Consider the following 15,873-nt stretch of genomic DNA (forward strand, 5'->3'; position numbering starts at 1 on the left):
CGCCAGCCTACCCGGCACCAACGGGTTTGCTGAACGCCCGTCGCCCGCAAACCGCTTGAGCCTCACGGCAAAGCGTGTAGGGCCGCACGCCCATGTCGCACGCACCCACCCTCGGCCTCGATTTCGGCACCACCAACTCCGTCGCGGCGGTCGCCCGGGGCGGCACCGCGGACCTCGTCCAGCTCGACGGACCCGAAGGTCCCGAGGCGGTGTTCCGCTCGGCGCTGTGCTTCTGGCAGGATGAGGAGGTTCGCGGCGGCATCGCCTCTGAGGCGGGTCCCTGGGCGATCGCCGAATATCTCGAATATCCCGAAGGCAGCCGCTTCCTGCAGTCGTTTAAATCGGTCGCCGCCAGCAGCGCGTTCGAGCACGCGACCGTCTTTGACCGCCGCCTGCGCTTCGAGGAGCTGGGTCAGCTGTTCCTCGACAAGCTCGCCGCCCGTGCCGGCGGCGCGTTCGACGGCATCGGCCGCCTCGTTGTCGGCCGGCCGGTCGAATATGCCGGCCACCGCCCCGACACTGCGCTCGCGCGCACCCGCTACGACGCGATGTTCTCAGCCCTCGGCGCAGAGGTTCATTATGTCTATGAGCCGGTCGGCGCCGCGTTCAGCTATGCCTCGCGCATCGCTGATCCCGCGACCATCCTGGTGGCGGACTTCGGCGGCGGCACCAGCGACTTCTCGGTGGTCCGCATCGCCGCTCCGGGCGCTGCCCGACGGTGCGAGCCGCTTGGCCATGCCGGCGTTGGCATAGCCGGCGACCGCTTCGACTATCGCATCCTCGACCACCTCGTCCTGCCGCTGCTGGGCAAGGGCAGCGGCTATCGCTCGTTCGACAAGGTGCTGGAGATCCCGCGCGGCTATTTCACCGACTTCGCCGACTGGTCGCGGCTGGCGCTGATGCGCAACCGCCGTACGCTCGCCGAACTCGACAAGCTGCGCCGCAGCGCGCTCGATCCGGACGCGATCACCCGCATGATCGCGGTCATCGAGGAGGAACAGGGCTTCCACCTCTACGACGCAGTTGGCCGGGTGAAGCGCGACCTCTCGACCGCCGAGAGCGCCCGCTTCCGCTTCGCAGGCGGGGGACTGTCGATCGAGGCGGAGGTGACCCGTGACCAGTTCGAAACCTGGATCGCGCCGGACGTGGCGCGCATCGAGGCCGCCGTCGACGCGGCGCTGGCGACCGCCGGGGTTGCGCCCGGCGCGATCGACCGCGTGTTCCTGACCGGCGGTACCTCGCTCACCCCGCGCATCCGCCGCTTGTTCACCGAGCGGTTCGGCGAGGACAAGATCGCGACCGGCGGCGAACTCACCTCGATCGCGCACGGCCTGGCGCTGATCGGCGAGCAGGAAGACGTTGCCGCCTGGGCGGTGTGACGCCCGTACCTGTTCGGTATTGAGACAGGGGCAGTCGGCGGTCCGGTAGGGGACCGGCCCCGCGGGCGCTAGGCTCGCCTTCCACCGGAGGGCGAGCCATGGACTGGGATAGCGCAGCGAAGCACCGGCACGGGCCAAGCTTTTCGCTCGCCAACAGGCTGTCGCGGGTGGCGTGGGGGCTCTGCTGGCTGCTGCTCGCCCGCTGGACGCCGCCGCCACTCCACCGCTGGCGTTGCGGGCTGCTGCGCCTGTGGGGAGCGGAGGTCGGCCGCGATGTGCGCGTCTATGGATCGGTGCGGATCTGGCACCCGGCCAATCTTGCGATCGGGCCGGGGTCGGTGCTGGGGCCCCGGGTGCGCTGCTACAACCAGGGACGGATCACCATCGGCGCCGCGGTCGTGGTGTCGCAGGACGCGAGCCTGTGCGCGAGCACCCATGACGTCACCGACCCGTGCTTCCCCTTGCTGCTGCGCCCGATCGACATCGGCGACCACGCCTGGATCGCGGCAGAGGCGTTCGTCGGACCCGGCGTGCAACTAGGCACCGGCGCGGTGCTCGGCGCCCGCGGGGTGGCGATGCGCGATCTGGCGGCATGGACCGTCTTCTCCGGCAACCCCGCACAACCGCTGAAGCTGCGCCAGCCGTGGCACGAATAACCAGATAGGCACTTTTCACTTTCCTACAGACCAGCATGTGCATCACATGCCGGGCGGGCTTTCCCCTTGTCGGAGATGTTCGCATGTCTTCCATTCCCATCGATATTCCCGCCTCCTTCGTGCCGGCGGTCGCGATCTCCGTCGGCCAGCCGGGTTCCGAGGCGCGGTTCGTGGACGCCGCCAACCCGATGCCGGTGCGACTGGCGCACGGCGCCACGCCGGCGCCGCTTGCCGGCACCGCATCCGCCTCGACACAGGTCGGGCCGTTCCTCCCCGAACTCGACCGGCCGATCCATCTTAGCCTGTCGGGCAGCTGGACGGGCAGGGTCCGGCTGCTGCGCTCGACCGACGGCGGCGCCACCCGCGAGCCGCTGACGCTTGCCGGCGCGGCCTGGGCAAGCTTCACCGCCAACGCCAACGAAGTGGTGGCGGAGGAAAGCGTCGCCGGCGCGAGCTATTATCTCGACCTCGCCATCACCGCCGGCACCATCGCTTATCGGGTGGCGCAATGAGCGCGGACCTGATCGCCCGTGGCCTCGCGGTCCGCGCGCAGGGGCTCGCCCAGCGCACCGCGCGCGACCGCGCCATTGCCGCTGCCGCCGCTGCCCCGCTCGGCGGCTTGCCCTCCTTTACCCTGCTCGCGGAGCCGCCGGTCCTCACCCTCACCGACGCGAGCGCCAGCACGATCGCCTCGACGGTGCGGGTAACCGCGACCCAGCCGTGCTTCCGCGCCACTGGAACCCCGGTCCAGCCGGTCGCCTCCGACCCTTCGGCCTATGGCGGCACGGACGGGGCGGGCGGCACCAACTATGGCCGGCCGATCCAATGGGAGTGGATGAGCGACGCCGCGCAGATCGAGCTGCTGCTGGTCAAGTTCAACGCGCTGTTCGACCTGTTCGTGGACGGGCAGCTCGTCCAGGCGGCGGCGTTCGCCACGCCCGCCACCGGCGACCGCCGGCTGGTGAAGCTCGACTGGAGCGCCACCGCCGACCCGCGCCGCCCGCGCCACTATCGCATCACCGGCACCAACCTGCTGTTCGGCGGGCTCTTCCTGGACGCGGCGGGCAGCGCCTGGTTTGCGGGCGACCACGCCGGGCGCGGGCTGATCGCGTTCTTCGGCGACAGCTATACGCAAGGGACAGGCGCGGCCACGGTGGCACGCAACTGGTCGGCTGCCGCCGCGGCGCAGCTGCGGATGGACGCGTGGAGCGATGGCGTCGGCGGCGCCGGCTGGAACAGCACGGGCGCCACCGCGCCGGCGGCGCGCGTCGCCAAAAGTCTCGCGGTCCTCACCCGCGCGCCCGACCGGATCGTGACGGCGCTTGGCTACAACGATGCCGGAGCCGACGCGGCCGGGCTGGCGGCGCTGCGGACGCGCTATGACGCGACGGTGGCGGCGATCCGCGCCGCCTGGCCGGACACGCAGCTGGTGACGCTCGGCCCGTGGACGCCGCTCGGGCCGACGACGGCGCTCGGCAGCGTCAGGGCGGCGTTGCAGGAGCGGGCGGCCGCCAATCAAGTGGCCTTCGTCGACGTGGAGGCGATGGTCGGTGTCGGCAACCGCAGCCTCTATACCGCCGCCGACAATGTCCACCCGACCGCTGCCGGGCACCTTTATCTCGGCCGCCGCATCGGCCAGGCGCTGGGTGCCTTGGCCTGACCTTTGCCTAACTTTCCGCCGGCAGGCCGTAGGCGTGCCGGCGGATCGCCGGCTCCCGCCACGCCGGCACCATCGGGGCAGCCGAACGACGCTGAGCAGTCATGCAGGCGACAAGAAAATAATAGGTCAGCAGCGAGGACTCGATCGCCAGGAAGCTCCCCGACAGGGCGGTGGACAGCAGCAGGTAGAGCAGCCCCGCCGCCAGCTCGCGCCGGCCGGACAGTGCCAGCGCGCCGACCGCCACCACCCCCGCTGCCAGTGCGGCGACTCCGAACACGCCGAAATAGAGCAGGAACTCATACACTCCGTTGGTGATCTTTGGCTCACCCGTGCGCGCGGCATAGCCTGTCCGCTCCGCCACCAGCTCCCCCGCGCCGATCGGCACGCCGAGTGGATTGTCAGCGATGGTGCGCGCGAGCGGCTCAAGCGGCGTCAGCGTGCGGCGATAGCTCGACGAGTCCGCCTGCATCCGGCTGTCGTTGCGCAGCCGCTGGTCGATTGCGCTGCCCTGGAACGCGACCACCAGCAGCGCCAGCACTGCCAGCGCTCCCGCTCCCCGCCACGAACGCCCGAGCAGGATCACCCCCACCGTCGCCGCCAGCACCAGCAGCGCCAGCGACTGGGTGAGCAGCAGCCCCACCAGCAGCACGGCGATCGTAGGCGCTAGTCGCCGGTGCCGGACGAAGTCGATCAACGCCAGCGTACCCACCACGCGACCGCACATAGACGGCTCGTAATAGAGGCCGATCGCGCGCACCCCCCAGCCGGGTTCCAGCCGCAAATAGCCGTGGGCGACGTCGATCTCCAGCCATGGCGCCACCGCTTCGAACCCGGCAAGGCTGCCGAGCCCCGCCAGCAGCCACTGCGCCGCCGCGACCCCGAGCACGGCCAGTGCCAGCGGATAGGTGCCCGGCAGCTGCACCGGCCGCGCACTGACCCAGGCGAGGGTGAGCAGCACCACCGATCCCGCCCACAGACCATAGGACTGCAGGAACTGCGCACCCGTCGGCATCAGCGCCGCATCGAGCAGCGAAGCACCCTCGAACACCATCAGCGGCCACAGCAGCAGGACCAGCGCAACGCCGAGCGGCAGGAGAAGGACGCGGACCTCCCGCAACGACACCAACACCACCAGCGCAGCGGCGATGCCGCCGAGCGTCACCGGGTAGCTGCCGATCGGAACGACGCGGACGTACAGAGCCAGCACGCTGGCAGCGGCAAGCAGCCGCAGCAGCCAGCGTTCGCGAAGGGCAGTGGCCTCCATCAGCCCGTCGTCCGAGTCAGCAGCGCGAAGACGCCCGAGTTCAGCGCCCGCCGCGCGGCGCTCACCGCGATCTGCCAGCCGGGCAGGCGGAGCACGCTGCGCTGGATCGCGGCCGCCTCGCGGATGAGCAGCCGCTTGTTGGCGGACATGGCGCGGCGTTCGAACAGGTTGACGCCGATCGCTTCGTCGATGCTCACCATCTGCGCGCCCGCCTTCGCCATGCGGGCGAGCGCGTCATAGTCGCCGCACACGCGATAGCGTTGGTCGAAAGGGTGGGCGAGGTGGAGCGAGCGCCGGACAAAGGTCGCCTGGTGCAGCCCCGGCTGGCCATGCCAGACATAGGTGGGCGACTTCACCGGCCGCGGCAGCATGCGGCGACCGAACGCCATCTGCGACGCGAAGAAGGCGATGTCCGGATCGCCTCGCGCCGCGATCGCATGCCTGGCGCGGACCAGCGCGCTTCCGTCCAGCAGCCGGTCACCGGCGTTGAGAAACAAGACATAGCGTCCCGCTGCGAGCCGTAGCCCCTTGTTCATCGCGTCGTAGATGCCGCCATCCGCCTCGGACACGCCGCGCGCCTCCCCGGCCGCGAGCAATGCGCGGACCAGCGGCCGGGTCGTGTCGGTGGAGGCTCCGTCGATCAGGATCCACTCGAACTCGCGATCGGTCTGCACTGCCAGCGATGCGCGGGTGCGCTCGAGACCCTGGGGGTCGTTGCGGACGATGGTGACGATCGAGAAGATCGGCGTCATGCGGCAGCCCGGCTGTCGCCCAACGCATCGCGGTAGACCCGCAGATAGGCCTGCGTCATCGCGCCGCCCGACCAGACACGCCGCGCCCGAGAGGCAAGCTCGGCATGGGAGATGCCGCCGTAGAGCGCAGCCTCCCGTCCGGCACGCACCACCGCAAGCGCTTCCGCGGCGGTGGCGACGCAGCGCCCGCCGACCAGCGCCAGCATCTCCTGCGCGGCGGCAGAGGGATAGGCGAGAACGTAGCAGCCTGCACTCAGCGCCTCGATGATGGTCAGCGGCGCATTGTCCATGCGCGACGGGAACAACAGCCCCCGCGCCTGCGCGTAGAGGCCGGCAAGGGTCGCACGGCAGCGAACCTCGCCATGGTGGACGGCCGGCGTGTCGCCGAACGGGTTGCCGCGCCCGATCAGGCCAATCGCGACCCCGGGCTCCGCCGCCAGCGCCCGCACCAGCACGGGGTCGATCTTGCCGGGGGTCGCCAGATCCGATGCGCAGAACAGGTGCCCATGGCGGGGTTCCTCCCGGTGCTCGGCCAGGGCCGCCTCGAACTCCCGGTCGAGCGCGTTGGGGATGCAGACGATGTCCAGATCGGGAAACATGCGCTGGTGGTCGCGCGCAAGGTGGCGGGAGGGGCAGACGATCGTCAGCTGATCTCTCAAGCTGCGCAGCGCGCTGTGGCGGCGCTCCCGTACAACACGCGAGCGATCGAGCAGCGCGGGCAGATCCTCGAACCGCCGGGTGCCGCATTCGCCGCACGCACGCTGCCAGCCGGTGCAGTCGCGCACGAACCCGCAGCGGCCGGTCAGCCACCACCAGTCATGAGCGGTGATTACCACTGGCTTGCCACTCTCGCGCAGCATGCGGGCAAGGTGCGGCCAGGCGAGATACCAGTGGTGCACGGCGTGCAGGTGGACGACGTCCGCCGCCGCGATCGCGGCGCGCACCGTGGCGCTGCGCGCGGTCCGCACCTCGTGGCCGAGCAGCAGATGCGCTGCATGGTTGGCAAGGACCGTCGCCCGCGATCCCAGCATCGCCACGTCCGGCTCGCCTGCGACCTGCGGGTCGGGCGCGATGCCCGAGCCATAGCCGTACAGCAGCCGCGGTTCCTGTCCCGCGGCGCGCAGCCGGTGGTGGAGATCATAGGCCATCCGCCCGGCCCCCCCCTGGGTTGCGCGGATGTTGAGGGCGAGGACGCGGAGCGGTTCGTAAGCGCTGTCGCTCGCCATCACCGCCGCTGCCCCGGGAGATCCCTGATCGCCGCGACCAGCAATGCGGGGGCGCGTTCCAGTGCGCGTGCGGTCGGGCAGCGGAGGAGCGATTGGAGCATATGGCCGAGCGCCGGTGCCGGCCTGCCGAAGCGGCTTTCGATTTCGGCCAGGGTCCAGAGATGTTCGGCGGCGACATGGCGCCGCTCGGAAGCGGTGGCGGCAAGCTGCAGCGCGCGGGCATGGACCTGCGCATGCCCCGCCTCCACCGCGCCGGAGGAAGTCGTGATGCGCGCGTGGGGACCGATGTCCAGAAAGGTCAGCGGTTCGGCGACAAAGGCGAAGTCGCCGCCCTTGCTCAGCCGCAGCCACAGGTCCCAGTCCTGGCAGCTCGGCAAGCTGGGGTCGAACCCGCCCACACTGCGGAAGGCCGTCGCGGTGACACAGACGCTGGAGCAACTGCCCATGAAGTTCCACCCGGCCAGTGCGACCGGGAGCGACCACCGCGACGAGGGCGCCCGGCCGACGATCCCGCGTGCGCTGCCCGCGCCGGATCGCGTCAACCGTGCGCGGTTATAGGACAGCACGATGTCGGGCTGTGCCAGCGCTATCCGGTGCGCCGCCAGCCGTTCGGGCACCCACCAGTCGTCGGAGTCGAGAAAGGCCAGCACCTCACCCTGCGCTTCGTTCGCCGCGGCGTTGCGCGCGGAGGCGGCGCCGAGGCTCTGGTCGTGCCGCAGCAGCCGGGCACCGGGCGTGCACGCCACCAGCGCTGCGATCGCCACCGCCTCGCTCGGGCTAGAGCCGTCGTCGACGACGATGATTTCGCCCGCCGGCTTGGTCTGGGCCGCGACACTGGCCAGCGCACGCGCGAGCTTGTCGGCGCGGTCGCGGGTCGGGATCAGGACCGAGATCATGCGCGCACCCCCGCAGGCGACCGCCAGGGGAGGCTCCAGGGCAGGTGGATGCGTCCGCCCTCTCGGGTCACTCCCGCGATCAGCACGGTGAGCGCCGTCAGCTGGCCGATCAGCGACCCCTGCAAGACCGCTGCAAACGGCTCTGCGCCCTTGGCGACGAGGGACGCTGCGACTGCAGTTGTGGCGAGAAGGCCGGCGCCCACGCTCAGGCAGCGGGGCCACAGCCAGTTGCCGCCCAGCGCCGACATGGAGCAGTGAAGATTGGCGGCGGTGCACGCGGCCACCGCGGCGACCAGCAGCAGGTGCGGGCGCAGCGACAGGGCGATGCCGATCAAGGTGATGTCGCGGCTTTCCGGCAGCAGCTGCACGAGCGGGGCCAGGAGCAGCAGCCCGGCAGCGTTGGCTGCGAACACCAGCACCGCGGATGCCAGCGCCGGCCGCCCATCGAGCACGCCCAGCTTTCCACAATCGTGATACGCCTTGAGCCGCGCGGTGACGGTGACCGACAGCAGCGCGACCTCCAGCCCGAGGATGCGCTGGTACAGCGCTACCTGCGGGGTTGCCGCGCCGCCGTCCAACGCCGCGACGATCAGGATCGGTGCGTTGAAGCTTGCCGCTGCGAGAAAGATTTCAACGCCTATCAGGCTCGACCGGCGGGCGAGGATGCCGACCCCTGCCAGGACGCGCCGAGCCGGGGTTCGCCACAGCATGGCGACCCCGCGCACCCAAGCACCGGCCGTGCCGCTGCTTGCCGCCGAGCAGGCGAACCCCGCCGCCATCGCCGACAGGAACAGAAGCAGGACTCCATTCACGTCGAGGGCGACGGAAGCGGCCAGGCAGGCCGCGATGCCGGCACAAAAGAACAGCGCCGGCGCGGACTCGACCAGGATCGCTGCGCCGACGCGTTCGTCCAACAGCAGCAGGTGCCGGTTGAGGTTTGCGAACTGGAACAGGATGTTCGCGACGAACCCGAAGGCGAGTGCCGGACCCGGCAACCCGGTGCGCCAGGCATAGAAGAGCAGAAGCGGCAGCAGCAGGCCTGCGCCAAGCAGCCGGAACGCCAGGCTCCACATCGCCAGCATCGCCGCGGGGCTGCCGCGGTGCGCGCGCCGGAACTGGAAGCGCCCCGTGCCGAAATCGGCGAGCTGCGCGACGACGGCGGCGATCGCCAGCACCAGCGAGTAGCGGCCGAAGTCGCGTGCACCCAGCGCCTCTGCAACCAGGGCGAGCGTCGCCAGCTGTGCTGCAAGACCCAACCCTTTTGCCGCGAACCGGCCGGCGGCCTCTGCTCCGGCCCGCTTCATCCGGCAAGCGCCTCGACGCGCTGGAGGAAGCCGTCGAGGATGGTGCTCCGGCTCCAGCATGCTTCCGCTCGTTGTCGACCGGCAGCGCCGAGTGCGGCGGCACGCTGTCCGTCGTCGATCAGCGAACCAATGGCGGCTGCCATGGCAGCGGCGTCCCCCGGCGGCGTGACCAGGCCACATCCTGCGACTTCCTGAGCGATGCCGGTGCCGGGCGCGGCAGTCGCCACGATCGGGCGTCCGCTTGCCAGCATGTTGCCGAGCTTGGACGGGAGCACCAGATCGGCCGCACCGGCGCACTGGGGAAGCAGATGGACGCTCGCCAGGGCCAGCAGTGCGCCCATGTGTTCGGCGGGCTGGAGCGGGCGGAATTGAAGGTTCGACAAGCCGGCGGCGCGCGCCTCCAGCTGGGCCCGGTGGGGTCCTTCGCCACAGACGACGAACACGATGTCCTCGCGTGCCGCCAGCCGGCGGGCGACCTCGACCAGGATCTCGATGCCCTGCTTGTTGCCGATGTTCCCGGAATACAGCGCCACATGCCGGTTCCCCAGGCCCCATTCGGACCGATAGCCGGATGCGTGGGCCGTCGGCGTGACCCGATCCGTGTCCGCCCAGTTGCGGAACTCCGTCACGCAATCGGGCAATACGCCCTTCTGCTCCAGGCGGCGGCACATTTGTGGGGAAATGCTGCTGACCTGCTGGGCCGAGCCGAGGCTCGCACGTTCGAACCGGCGCGCCACCCGCGCGATGCAGCCAGCGCCCTCGAGCAGGCCCGTCGCAAACGCCGCCTCCACCTCGAAATCCTGAACGTGGATCCACAACCGTGCCTGCGCAAGCCACGCCGCAAGTCGGGCGAGCGGGACCGACAGCAGCGACGGCGCGATCGTCAGCACCAGGTCCGGGCGGAAGCGGGCGGCGGCCACGAGCATCGGCGCGAGCGCCGCGAGCGCGAAGCTCAGGTGGTGCGCGATGCGGCGAGCACCCGAGGGCGTGCGCGGCACATAAAGAGGGCATCGCCACACATCGACGCTCTCTTCCCACTCGCGGCGGTAAAAGGGGCGGGCGGCGGCGGGATCGACCCGCCAGCCGGGATAATAGGGCTTGGCGGTGACCAGCCGAACCTGATGTCCCGCCGCCGCCAGGGCTGCCACCATGCCGGCAGTATAAGGCCCGATCCCAACGGGTTCCGGCGCATGGTTGAGGCCGAGCACGAGGATCCTCATGGCGCCGTCGCGGGTACTCGCGGTCTTCGCTTCTCTCACGATCGCTCCCCTTCCGCTATGCAAGTGCCCGTCGGCTGGCGCTGTCCGGGTATTCATCCGATCTCACCGCTGGCCCCGCGCCGCGTTCCCGCGGTGTCGGGCGGTCGCGATGCTGACCACGTCCAGCGGGGTTCTGGCGCGACCTGCCGCGGGCGAGACTGGCGGAGCGGGAGGGGCCTGATGGTAGCCTGCGCCATAATAGGCGCGGCCGAGCCGGCTTCGGCGCAGGTCGAACTTGGTCAGCAGCACGCCCAGCGCCGCCCCGCCACCGGCGTGCAGGCGACGCAGCGCCTGCTCGGTCACGGCGGGACTGCGGCGGTCGGCTGCGACGACGACCAGCGTGGCTTCAACCTGCGATGCCAGCATTGGCGCGTCGGCGAGCCCCAGCACCGGCGGGCCATCCAGGACCACCACATCGAAACGCTCGGCCAGGGCGGCCAGGGTATCGGCCATGCCGGTGCCGCCCAGCAGTTCGGAGGGGCTGGGCGGGGTGCCGCCGGACGCGAGCACCGCAAAGCCGAGGGATGCCGCGGGCTGGATCGCCCAGTCGAGCGGTACCTGTCGAAGCACGACGCCGCTCAATCCGCCAGGACGCACAATCCCCAGCATCCGCTCAAGCGCAGGGCGTCGCAGGTCGGCGTCGACCAGCACGACTCGCTTGCCCAGCCGCGCCAGCGCATCGGCGATGGCAATGCTGGAGGTGGATTTGCCTTCGCCCGGCTCCGCGCTCGTCACCAAAAGCGTGCGCGGCAGGCCCTGGGGAGTGGCGTGCAGCAACGCACCCCCCAGGGCCGCATAGGCTTCGTTCGCCGGCGCGGAGGCGTCGAATATCGTGGCGTCTATCGGGCGAACGCGCGGGATCGCGCCCAGCAGCGGCAGACCCAGCCGCGTCTCGACCTCTTCCGGCGACCGAAGCGCGTCGTCGAGGTGCTCGCGCGCCAGCACGGCAGCACCGGCGACAACGAGACCACCGGCAAGCGCAGCCAGCAGGTTGAGCAGCAGCGACGGCGCGCTTGGCGTCAGCGGCGGCTCGGCCCGGTCGAGGATCGACAGGTTGCTGGTGCTGGCACCTGCCGCTGCGGTCAGCGTCTTGAACCGCTGGAGCAACCCATCATACAGGGTGCGGTTCGTGTCCGCCTCCCGAGCCAGGATCGTGTACTGCACGCTGCGATCCTGCTCGGCCAGGGTGGCGCCCTTCAGTCCCTCCACCTGCGCTCCCAGTGCCTGTTCCCGCCCGGCGGCGTCGCGATATTGATCGTAGAGGGAGCTGCGGATCGCGACTGCGAGAGCCGTCGCCTGGCGATCGATCTCCGCCTGCTGCGTCTCCAGCTGCCGGACGCTGGGATAGTCGCTCAAGTGGCGCACGCGTTCGCGCTGAAGCTCGGCGGCCCCGGCCGCGCGCTGTTCCAGCAGGCGCTGGACCGCCGGATTGGCGAGCACTTCCGGGATGCTGAGCAGCGGGCTGCCGGCGACCGATCGCCATTTCTGTTCCGCCGCGATCCGCCCCGCGCGTGCTTCGTTCGCTGCGGCGTTCAGCTGGGCAAGGCTCGCGCTTGTGATCGATTGGCTGGCACCTGCACCGCCCTTCTCTTCGCCACCAGTGCGGATCAGCTGCGCGGCCCGCGCATAGGCGTTCAGTGCCCGCTCGGATTGCTGCAGGCGGAGCCTGGCGCTGGCGATCTGACGCGACAGGAACTCGCGCGCATTCGCCGAGGTTTCGAACTCGCGTTCGCGGTCTGCCTGGAGGAACTCGCTCGCATAGGCGTTGGCGATGCGGGCGGCCCAGCCCGGATCGGCGCTGGTGAAGGCGATCGTCGCCACGCGCGAGCTGCGCGGTAGATCGACGTTGAGATGGGCTTGCAGCAGCGTGAGCACCGCCTCGCGTCGACGGGCGCGCGCGGTGGCACTCGGCGCGTCGGGCGGCGGGGAGGCTGCCATGATGGCGAAGAAGCGCGCGTCGTCCAGCAACCGCAGCCGCCGGGCGACGCGAAGGCTAAGCGAGCGGCTGCGCAGAACGTCCGCCTGGGTCTGCAGCAAGCCGTTCGCGTCTGCAGTGCCCGTCCGCGCCTCGACTGCAGCAGTGTCGAACGCCCGCTCACCCTGCTGGTCCATCCGGACACTCGCTTTCGCCACATATCTGGGCGTCGTCAGCAGCGTCAGGACGAAGCCGGCCAGGATCGCGCCGATCAGGATGGCAGCGATCCACGTCCGGTTCCGGCGCAGGACCCACAACAGCGTGCGGAGGTTGGGTCGGATCGTCCGGAACGGGATGCCGGCCTCGGCTGAGGGACCGGCGAAGGCTGGGAGGTGGGGGAGGGACACGTCAGAACGCCTGGAACGCGTTGACGAGCGGAGCGGTGGTCAGGAAGTCGCGGAACGCGCCCTTCACCGCGTCGAACCCGACGACGACCACATCTCCGCCGAGCAGTTCCGGGTCGGGAGCCTTGCCGTTGCGAATGGCCGTGACGTCGAATACCGCGCCGGTGCGGCGCCCGCGGATGACTCGAAAGACCACGACCTCCTGCAGCCGCGCGACTCGCGTCGGGCTGCGGGCGCGGGCGAGCGCCTCCAGCAGCGTCGGTGCGCCCGTGATCTCGTAGACGCCGGGCATGGTGACGTTCCCCTCCACCGTCACCTGCTGCGAGACGGAGGTGGTCACCGTCACCGTGACCTGGGGATCGGCGAGATAGCGGGTGCCCAGTTGCTGCGCGATGTCGGCCGAAAGCTGATGCGCGGTCTTGCCGCTGGCCTGCACGACGCCGATCAGCGGCATCAGCACATTGCCCGACGCGTCGACCTGCAGGTCGCGCTGTGACAGGTCGGGCTCCTGAAACACGGCGATGGCGAGGGTGTCGAGCGGACCGATGCGGTACTGGTTGCGCGTGCTTCCAGGGGCGGGTGCCGGGATCACCGCATAGGCCTGGGCGCCATGGGGAAGCCCGGCCCGTGGCGATCCACATGCGGTGGCGCCCGCCATCGCCAGCAGCGGGAGCAGGCGCGATCCCCGCCTGGCGCCGATGTGCCGTGCGGCTGGGGCGGCACTTTGAGCGGTGCGTCCGGACTTCGTGGGCGAGGCTGGCAGGATCATGGTCCGCAACTCACGCTTGACGCCGCAGTGCGCCCGATGGAGCGACTGCGCGACCGAGGGAAGCGCACCGGGTGGGAGCGCTCGATGAAGTTCCTTTGGCGGGTGCCGGTTCGTGCCGGCTGTACCTTGGGCGTCAGCCGGTGCGGCTAGGAGCGCCTGCGCTTGCCGCGGCAGCGACTGCGGCCGGGACCACAGCTGAGGAACTCAGGCTGAGGAACAGGGGAAAGGTCACGACGCGTCCAGCTTGAACCAGCATCGGCAGCGTGCCCCGCGCGGGCGCAGGACCTGACGTGATTTGTGCGTCGTTGGTCGAACCCCCGGACTCTGCGCTGGCAGCGGCCGCCGCGGCGCAGCCGATCGCTATCGCGGCCAGCGCGGCCGCTCTTCCCCAGATCCCCTGCATGTACTCTGCCCCCTCGCGAGTCTCTCTATGGTTAAAGTACCGTAAATGGACCGATTGCCAACAGGATTTCGGGCAAAACAGCAAATGTACTTGCCGGAACATGCGTCATTATGACGCAGGTACTTCGAGGCTACTTCGACTCTACATCTGTCGACCGTCTTGCGGCGCGGGTCAGCTTCCGGGGAGGCGCCTCGCGCGCTTCCGCGCGTCGGTGGATGACGCGGGGCGCGGACGGCGCTATCGGCATGCGTCATGAAACACGCGCTCCCCGTCACTCGCGAGGCCGATTTCGCGGCCTGGTACCAGTCTGTCATCACCGAGGCCGACCTCGCCGAAGAATCCGGCGTGCGCGGCTGCATGGTCATCCGGCCATGGGGCTATGGCATCTGGGAACGCATCCAGCGGCTGCTCGACGACCAGATCAAGGCGACGGGCCACGAGAACTGCTACTTCCCGCTGTTCATCCCCTTGAGCTATTTCGAAAAGGAAGCCGAGCACGTCGAGGGTTTCGCCAAGGAAATGGCGGTCGTCACCCACCACCGCCTGGTGGCGGATGGCAAGGGCGGGCTGGTACCCGATCCCGAGGCGAAGCTGGAAGAGCCGCTGGTCGTGCGGCCGACGTCGGAGACGGTGATCGGCACCGCCTTTTCGCGCTGGGTCCAGTCGTGGCGCGACCTGCCGGTGCTGATCAACCAGTGGGCCAATGTCGTGCGCTGGGAAATGCGCACCCGCATGTTCCTGCGCACCAGCGAGTTCCTGTGGCAGGAGGGGCATACCGCCCACGACACCGCAGAGGAGGCGCGCGAAGAGACGCTGAAGATCCTGGAGCTCTACCGCCGCTTTTCCGAGGATTGCCTGGCCGTCCACGTGATCGCGGGCGAGAAGCCGGAGAACGAGCGCTTCCCCGGCGCCGTCGCGACCTACAGCATCGAGGCGATGATGCAGGACGGCAAGGCGCTGCAGGCCGGCACCTCGCACTTCCTGGGCACCAATTTCGCCAAGGCGCAGAACATCCGCTTCCAGAATGCGAACGGCGAGCTGGAACTGGCGAACACCACCAGCTGGGGCGTCTCCACCCGCATGATCGGCGGCGTCATCATGGTGCACGGCGACGACGATGGGCTGCGCGTGCCGCCCAAGATCGCGCCGTGGCAGGTGGTGATCGTGCCGATGCTGCGCGACAAGCCGGAGGACGAGGAAGTCGTCGCCTATTGCCGCGAGTTGCAGGCGGCGCTCGCCGGCCAGAGCGCGCTCGGCGAGCCGGTGCGCGCGCTGCTGGACCTGAAGCCCGCCAAGGCCGCGAACAAGCGCTGGGGCTGGGTCAAAAAGGGTGCGCCGATCATCGTCGAGGTCGGCCCCCGCGACGCCGCGGGCGGCAACGTCTCGGTGCTGCGCCGCGACCGGCTGTATCGCGAGGATGGCAAGCTCGATAGCGCGATCCTGCCGCGCGACGGCTTTGTCGGCGACGTGGGCGCGACGCTGGAGGCGATCCAGACCGCGCTCCACGAACAGTCTCAGGAGAAGCTGCGTGCCCGCATCACCCCGGTGGACGATTGGGCCGGCGTCGAAGCGCATTTTGCAGAAGCTGTCGTGAACCCGGGCTGGGTCGACGTGCGCTGGGTGCGTCCCACCGGTGCGGAGCTGGACCAGGTGGTCGAGCGGCTGAAGGCGCTCAAGCTCACCATCCGCAACGCGCCGACGGCGCAGACCGGTCACGACGAAGGGTCGTGCGTGTTCACCGGCCGCCCGTCGGTAGAGCGGATCCTGATCGGCCGCGCCTATTGAGCGATCAAAGGTGAGGGGAACTTCCCCTCACCAAAGCCGTGTTCCGCTGCGCGGGAGCACGACAGGGTAGCGATCCTATGGAGCGGGGGCCTCCCGCTCCATGCCCTCAGCGATGGTCGTCCGAGGTATGGCCCGTATCCCGACGCCGCCAGAGGAACAGAAAGGCCGCCGCGACGACCAGGACGATGAACACGACGATCA

13 protein-coding genes are annotated in these 15,873 nt (G+C 70.0%); 5 read left to right on the forward strand and 8 right to left on the reverse strand.

The window, feature by feature from the left end; genetic code table 11:
• Window positions 1-92 precede the first annotated feature (92 nt).
• The 4 genes from LK533_RS02345 (at window position 93) to LK533_RS02360 (ending at window position 3,695) form a co-directional block, all read left to right on the forward strand.
• Entirely contained in the window at window positions 93-1,379 is a 1,287-nt protein-coding gene (locus tag LK533_RS02345; protein ID WP_229361148.1) for an Hsp70 family protein, read from the forward strand.
• A 98-nt stretch (window positions 1,380-1,477) separates the two neighbouring features.
• Window positions 1,478-2,035, forward strand: a complete 558-nt coding sequence (locus tag LK533_RS02350) for a putative colanic acid biosynthesis acetyltransferase (RefSeq protein ID WP_229361149.1) — start codon at window positions 1,478-1,480, stop codon at window positions 2,033-2,035.
• 83 nt (window positions 2,036-2,118) lie between these two features.
• Window positions 2,119-2,547: a hypothetical protein gene (locus LK533_RS02355; RefSeq protein ID WP_229361150.1), complete on the forward strand. Its 429-nt coding sequence runs from the start codon at window positions 2,119-2,121 to the stop codon at window positions 2,545-2,547.
• On the forward strand, window positions 2,544-3,695 hold the full coding sequence (locus tag LK533_RS02360) for an SGNH/GDSL hydrolase family protein (RefSeq protein WP_229361151.1): 1,152 nt from the start codon (window positions 2,544-2,546) through the stop codon (window positions 3,693-3,695). The genes LK533_RS02355 and LK533_RS02360 overlap by 4 nt, the downstream gene beginning before the upstream one ends.
• A 7-nt stretch (window positions 3,696-3,702) precedes the next feature.
• On the opposite strand, the gene LK533_RS02365 is transcribed toward LK533_RS02360, so the two are convergent.
• The 8 genes from LK533_RS02365 to LK533_RS02400 all read right to left on the reverse strand — a co-directional run bounded on the left by LK533_RS02365 (window position 3,703) and on the right by LK533_RS02400 (window position 13,484).
• Window positions 3,703-4,959 carry a hypothetical protein gene (locus LK533_RS02365; protein WP_229361152.1) on the reverse strand — a complete coding sequence of 419 codons (1,257 nt, stop codon included), beginning with the start codon at window positions 4,957-4,959 and terminating at the stop codon, window positions 3,703-3,705.
• A complete protein-coding gene (locus tag LK533_RS02370) occupies window positions 4,959-5,711 on the reverse strand; it encodes a glycosyltransferase (protein ID WP_229361153.1) in 753 nt (250 codons plus the stop codon). The genes LK533_RS02365 and LK533_RS02370 overlap by 1 nt, the downstream gene beginning before the upstream one ends.
• Window positions 5,708-6,937, reverse strand: a complete 1,230-nt coding sequence (locus tag LK533_RS02375) for a glycosyltransferase (RefSeq protein WP_229361154.1) — start codon at window positions 6,935-6,937, stop codon at window positions 5,708-5,710. Before LK533_RS02375 ends, LK533_RS02370 begins: the two co-directional genes overlap by 4 nt.
• On the reverse strand, window positions 6,937-7,833 hold the full coding sequence (locus LK533_RS02380) for a glycosyltransferase family 2 protein (RefSeq protein ID WP_229361155.1): 897 nt from the start codon (window positions 7,831-7,833) through the stop codon (window positions 6,937-6,939). The genes LK533_RS02375 and LK533_RS02380 overlap by 1 nt, the downstream gene beginning before the upstream one ends.
• Entirely contained in the window at window positions 7,830-9,137 is a 1,308-nt protein-coding gene (locus LK533_RS02385) for a hypothetical protein (RefSeq protein ID WP_229361156.1), read from the reverse strand. The genes LK533_RS02380 and LK533_RS02385 overlap by 4 nt, the downstream gene beginning before the upstream one ends.
• Window positions 9,134-10,357, reverse strand: coding sequence for a WcaI family glycosyltransferase (locus LK533_RS02390; RefSeq protein ID WP_229361157.1), 1,224 nt, complete (start codon window positions 10,355-10,357; stop codon window positions 9,134-9,136). The genes LK533_RS02385 and LK533_RS02390 overlap by 4 nt, the downstream gene beginning before the upstream one ends.
• A gap of 102 nt (window positions 10,358-10,459) precedes the next feature.
• Complete coding sequence (locus LK533_RS02395; RefSeq protein ID WP_229361158.1) at window positions 10,460-12,718, reverse strand: GumC family protein; 2,259 nt, start codon at window positions 12,716-12,718, stop codon at window positions 10,460-10,462.
• Between the two features lies 1 nt (window position 12,719).
• Entirely contained in the window at window positions 12,720-13,484 is a 765-nt protein-coding gene (locus LK533_RS02400; RefSeq protein WP_229361159.1) for a polysaccharide biosynthesis/export family protein, read from the reverse strand.
• Between the two features lie 655 nt (window positions 13,485-14,139).
• Here LK533_RS02400 and proS point away from each other — a divergent pair.
• Complete coding sequence (gene proS, locus LK533_RS02405) at window positions 14,140-15,672, forward strand: proline--tRNA ligase (RefSeq protein ID WP_229361160.1); 1,533 nt, start codon at window positions 14,140-14,142, stop codon at window positions 15,670-15,672.
• Window positions 15,673-15,873 lie beyond the last annotated feature (201 nt).

It is taken from the genome of Sphingomonas sp. PL-96, assembly GCF_020707215.1.
Taxonomy (GTDB): domain Bacteria; phylum Pseudomonadota; class Alphaproteobacteria; order Sphingomonadales; family Sphingomonadaceae; genus Sphingomonas.

Bases quoted from the DNA above. Each gene is read 5' to 3' on its own strand.
- LK533_RS02345 (WP_229361148.1), top strand. From the start codon at position 93: ATGTCGCACGCACCCACCCTCGGCCTCGATTTCGGCACCACCAACTCC.
- LK533_RS02350 (WP_229361149.1), top strand. From the start codon at position 1,478: ATGGACTGGGATAGCGCAGCGAAGCACCGGCACGGGCCAAGCTTTTCG.
- LK533_RS02355 (WP_229361150.1), top strand. From the start codon at position 2,119: ATGTCTTCCATTCCCATCGATATTCCCGCCTCCTTCGTGCCGGCGGTC.
- LK533_RS02360 (WP_229361151.1), top strand. From the start codon at position 2,544: ATGAGCGCGGACCTGATCGCCCGTGGCCTCGCGGTCCGCGCGCAGGGG.
- LK533_RS02365 (WP_229361152.1), bottom strand. From the start codon at position 4,959: ATGGAGGCCACTGCCCTTCGCGAACGCTGGCTGCTGCGGCTGCTTGCC.
- LK533_RS02370 (WP_229361153.1), bottom strand. From the start codon at position 5,711: ATGACGCCGATCTTCTCGATCGTCACCATCGTCCGCAACGACCCCCAG.
- LK533_RS02375 (WP_229361154.1), bottom strand. From the start codon at position 6,937: ATGGCGAGCGACAGCGCTTACGAACCGCTCCGCGTCCTCGCCCTCAAC.
- LK533_RS02380 (WP_229361155.1), bottom strand. From the start codon at position 7,833: ATGATCTCGGTCCTGATCCCGACCCGCGACCGCGCCGACAAGCTCGCG.
- LK533_RS02385 (WP_229361156.1), bottom strand. From the start codon at position 9,137: ATGAAGCGGGCCGGAGCAGAGGCCGCCGGCCGGTTCGCGGCAAAAGGG.
- LK533_RS02390 (WP_229361157.1), bottom strand. From the start codon at position 10,357: ATGAGGATCCTCGTGCTCGGCCTCAACCATGCGCCGGAACCCGTTGGG.
- LK533_RS02400 (WP_229361159.1), bottom strand. From the start codon at position 13,484: ATGATCCTGCCAGCCTCGCCCACGAAGTCCGGACGCACCGCTCAAAGT.
- proS (WP_229361160.1), top strand. From the start codon at position 14,140: ATGAAACACGCGCTCCCCGTCACTCGCGAGGCCGATTTCGCGGCCTGG.